Origin of the sequence: Nocardia sp. NPDC004604, from assembly GCF_040609795.1 — a bacterium.
Classification (GTDB): Bacteria; Actinomycetota; Actinomycetes; order Mycobacteriales; family Mycobacteriaceae; genus Nocardia.
In genome coordinates this window covers 1-3,823 of record NZ_JBEXLC010000290.1, presented here as the reverse complement: position 1 = coordinate 3,823, position 3,823 = coordinate 1, and the positions used below count along the sequence as shown (strand labels likewise).

Sequence of the window (3,823 nt, the reverse complement as noted above, 5' to 3'; positions counted from 1 at the left end):
GCCGAGCAGCGCGTTGCCGCCGTAGCCCGAGCCGTAGCTCCAGATGGTGCGAGTCTCCGGGAAATGCGCGATGTACTTTGTCTTATCGCACGGCCACGACACATCCTGCTGGCCGGGGCTCAGCGGCACGCCCACCGAATGCAGGCACTGCACGAATTCTGTATCGCTGGTGAGCTTGTTCCACACCGGTGCACCGGAGCGAGTCATGATCTGCATCGATACCGCGACATACGCCGAATCGGTGATCTGCACACCATATTTCGGCTCCGCCGCATCCAAAGGCCCCATGCAGAACGCGATCACATACATGGTCCGCCCCGACATCGCGCCACGGAAGTGCTCGGTCATCACCGTGCGCATATCGACCGGGTCCACCCAGTTGTTCGTCGGGCCCGCGTCCGAGGGCTCCTGCGAGCAGATGAACGTCCGGTCCTCCACCCGCGCCACATCCTCCGGATCCGATACGCACCAGAACGAATTCGGTTTCCCTTCGAGCGGGACGAAGGTGCCCTTCTCGACCAGCTCCGCGGTCAACCGATCCCACTCCTTGCGCGAGCCGTCACACCAGACAACGCGATCCGGCGCGGTCAGCTCGGCCACTTCACCGACCCAGGCGGTGATACCCGGATGATCGGTCGGGGCCGCCGGAACCAACATAGACGCGAAGCGATCGGTCACAGGTCTTCTCCTTACGAAACTGGCTAGGTGTCTAGTTTAGAAATCATGCAATCAGTTGCCAGAGGCATGACGGGTGATCATGCCCACTGCTCAGCCCGCGCGCCGACCCACCGCGAGCGGTTCCGCGCCGGATTCCTCGTCCTCCAGCAACTCGGCCTGCCCGGCCACCACGCCGGTCAGGATGGCGCGTGCGGTGACCAGCAGTTCGGCGATGCGCGGTGAGGTCGGAGCGTAGGTCACCGACAAACCTTCACGGCACCCCGTCACCAAACCCGCCCGGCGCAGGATCGACAGCTGCTGCGACAGGTTCGCAGGCTCCACCCCCACCTCGGCCAGGATCTCCGACACCGCGTACTCACGTTCGCTCAACAGCTCCAACACCCGAATACGCACGGGATGACCGAGCGTCTTGAAGAACTCGGCCTTCATCCGATAGAGCGGCGTACTCGATCCCGGCACGTGGTGAACCATCCTCCTGGGGTGTTGGGGCATCGGCTCGAACAACCGATATCCTGGTTGCGAACTTTAGCAAACAGTGCAGCCGAGGCGGACATCGAGACAACCGCACGAAATGCACAACCACACCAACGATCAGGATGCCGAGCCGATGACCGAGCGCACGATCCCCACCTTCCGTCAGCGGATCGGCTATATCTGCGGGGCCACTCTGCCCGCGTCGATGTCGGATTGGGTGCGTAACGACCTGACCGGGCCGGGTGCGGTGCGCCGCTACCTGATGCGGTTCCTGATCCCGGTGATTCCGGTGCTGTGTCTATTCCTGCTGATCCCGGGCCCGATATGGATGGGCGTGGCGATGATGGCGCTGCTGTATCTGCCGCTGATCTATTTCACCCTGGCACTGATGTACGTCTACCGGCGCCACCGCCTGATCAAACACGGCCTCGATCCCGCCTTGGCCGAATCCGGCGCCAAACAGCAACGCGCCGAAGCTGAACGTCAAGCCTACGAACGCCGCCACGGTCGCGCCTGAACCCGGCCGAAACTCTCCCATCTGATACTTGCTAATGTTCGCAAGTAATCAGGGAGGTGAACGGGATGCGGGTAACACCGATCAGCCGACTACGCGGGCGGATTCTGCGGTGCGCGGATTGCGGCCTATTGTGCCGAACTTCCGCAGTCACGACAGCCGATTCCGCGTGCCCGCGCTGCCATGCGCACGCGCTGATCTTCCTCAGCACCGGCACGCCGTTCGGGCACCCGCAGTCACTGCTGAACCCGCAGCGCACCAACACTGTTCGTCACTCGACGCGCCACGAGACGGAAGAAGGATCATGCCCATCGCCACCCTCAACGGGATCCGGCTCAACTATGACGTCACCGGCGCGGGGCCGCTGGTCCTGCTGATCATGGGGACCGGGAGTCCGGGCCGGGTCTGGCGCACATATCAGGTGCCCGCGCTGGTCAAGGCCGGATTCCGGGTCGCGACGGTGGACAACCGCGGGATCGCGCCCTCGGACGAATGCGCCAGCGGTTTCGGTATCGACGATCTGGTCGCCGACACCGCCGCGTTGATCGAGCACCTCGGTGGCGGCCGCGCCCATGTGGTCGGCCACTCGATGGGCGCACGCGTCGTGCAGGAATTGGCGCTGGCGCGACCCGACCTGCTCGCCAAGGCCGTCATGCTCGGTGCCGCCGGACGACCCCATCCGCTCGCGCGCACCCTCAACCTCGGCGAACAAGCCTTGTACGACAACGACATTCAGCTGCCCGCACAGTACGCCGCGGCCATCAAGGCAATGCTCAACCTGTCGCCACACACCCTCAAAGATGAAGCCAAGGCCCAGGAATGGCTCGACATCTTCGAATTCACCACCGGCAAAACACCCCCCGGCGTGCGAGCCCAGATCGGCATGGACCGCTCCCGCGACCGCCTGCCCGACTACGCGCGCATCACCGCCCCCAGCTTGATCGTCGGATTCGCCGACGACCAGATGACACCCACCTTCTTCGGCCGCGAGGTCGCCGCCGCCATCCCCGGCGCGCGTTACGTCGAGATCGAGCGCTGCGGACACTTTGGCTACCTGGAACAGCCCGAGGAAGTCAACCGCGTCATCATCGAATTCCTCACCGCCGCATAGCAACTCCCGAAAGGACGACTCGGTGACCGAGACCCTACCGCCCTGTCCCGCCTGCTCGAGCCAATACACCTACGAAATGGGTGCGCTCCTTGTCTGCCCCGAATGCGCCCACGAATGGCAGGCCACGACCGCGCCGGACACGGCAGGCGCCGTCATCACCGACGCCGTCGGCAATGTCCTCGCCGACGGCGACACCGTGACCGTCATCAAAACCCTCAAGGTCAAGGGCAGCCCGACCGGCATCAAGGCAGGCACCAAGGTCCGCAACATCCGCCTCGTCAACGGTATCGGTGACCACGACATCGACTGCAAGATCGACGGCATCGGACCCATGCAACTCAAATCCAGCGTGGTCAAGAAGAGCTGACCAAACGACCTCGCGACACGATGCTAAGGAATGCCACTGACGAGGAACTTCTGACGTCACCGAGGAACGGCACACCTGCCTGCGCCGACAGGATCAAACGACCGGCTCGGGCAGTTCACCGAGAAGATCGATCACCCGCTGACGCAGCAGAAGATACTCATCCCACCGCCACGGAAACCGCCCCCCGCAGACGCTCGACAACCCGACCAGCGGTGACAACCTGCCCCAGACCGAACTGGTCACGAGTCAGATCGAGTTCGACACCACTGGGGCAAGCGATTCCACCAGTGAAACCCCTGCCGCCGCACACCCAGCACCACCTGCCCCATGATGATGCGCACCGCCCGGTCGCCGTGCAGCAGGCCGCGCGGCTTGCGCGACACCACCGCAGGGCAATACAGATGGATCACCAATGTCTCGGCCACCAGCGCCAGCTCGAGCTGATGGGCGTCGGAACGGACTGCAATCCCTACCGCGGATCCGATGCCCTGCAAATCACAATCGGCTTCTACGACCAGTTCCCACCGCGAATCCGCTGGTCGGAACCGTTCCCATGTTCGTTGCGCCCTGCCGAGGGCAGGAACCTACGGCAAACGGACCAGAATCGTCACGCCACCGCTATTGGCCGATGACCAGCAGTTTCCGGTGTTGCAGCAGGTTGGCGTACTGGTCGATACCC

The 3,823-nt window shown here is 63.7% G+C and carries 5 protein-coding genes and 1 pseudogene; 3 read left to right on the top strand and 3 right to left on the bottom strand.

From position 1 onward, the window contains the following. Both ABZW16_RS43340 and ABZW16_RS43335 read right to left on the bottom strand, forming a co-directional pair. Nucleotides 1-657: pseudogene (locus ABZW16_RS43340) on the bottom strand (phosphoenolpyruvate carboxykinase); the annotation flags it as partial. Nucleotides 658-768: 111 nt separating this feature from the next. Continuing rightward, entirely contained in the window at nt 769-1,107 is a 339-nt protein-coding gene (locus ABZW16_RS43335) for a metalloregulator ArsR/SmtB family transcription factor (protein WP_354961988.1), read from the bottom strand. A gap of 178 nt (nt 1,108-1,285) precedes the next feature. Between ABZW16_RS43335 and ABZW16_RS43330 the strand changes: the two genes are divergently transcribed. From ABZW16_RS43330 to ABZW16_RS43320, 3 genes are all read left to right on the top strand, one after another. Next, nucleotides 1,286-1,669, top strand: a complete 384-nt coding sequence (locus ABZW16_RS43330; protein ID WP_354961987.1) for a DUF5313 family protein — start codon at nt 1,286-1,288, stop codon at nt 1,667-1,669. 301 nt (nt 1,670-1,970) lie between these two features. Beyond that, nucleotides 1,971-2,777 carry an alpha/beta hydrolase gene (locus ABZW16_RS43325; RefSeq protein WP_354961986.1) on the top strand — a complete coding sequence of 269 codons (807 nt, stop codon included), beginning with the start codon at nt 1,971-1,973 and terminating at the stop codon, nt 2,775-2,777. Between the two features lie 22 nt (nt 2,778-2,799). Continuing rightward, complete coding sequence (locus ABZW16_RS43320; RefSeq protein WP_354961985.1) at nt 2,800-3,144, top strand: zinc ribbon domain-containing protein YjdM; 345 nt, start codon at nt 2,800-2,802, stop codon at nt 3,142-3,144. 239 nt (nt 3,145-3,383) lie between these two features. Here ABZW16_RS43320 and ABZW16_RS43315 read toward each other — a convergent pair whose 3' ends face one another. Continuing rightward, nucleotides 3,384-3,638: a hypothetical protein gene (locus ABZW16_RS43315; protein ID WP_354961984.1), complete on the bottom strand. Its 255-nt coding sequence runs from the start codon at nt 3,636-3,638 to the stop codon at nt 3,384-3,386. Nucleotides 3,639-3,823: the final 185 nt, after the last annotated feature.

Excerpts from the sequence above, each read along its gene's own strand:
- ABZW16_RS43335 (WP_354961988.1), bottom strand. The coding sequence starts at position 1,107 with ATGAAGGCCGAGTTCTTCAAGACGCTCGGTCATCCCGTGCGTATTCGG.
- ABZW16_RS43330 (WP_354961987.1), top strand. The coding sequence starts at position 1,286 with ATGACCGAGCGCACGATCCCCACCTTCCGTCAGCGGATCGGCTATATC.
- ABZW16_RS43325 (WP_354961986.1), top strand. The coding sequence starts at position 1,971 with ATGCCCATCGCCACCCTCAACGGGATCCGGCTCAACTATGACGTCACC.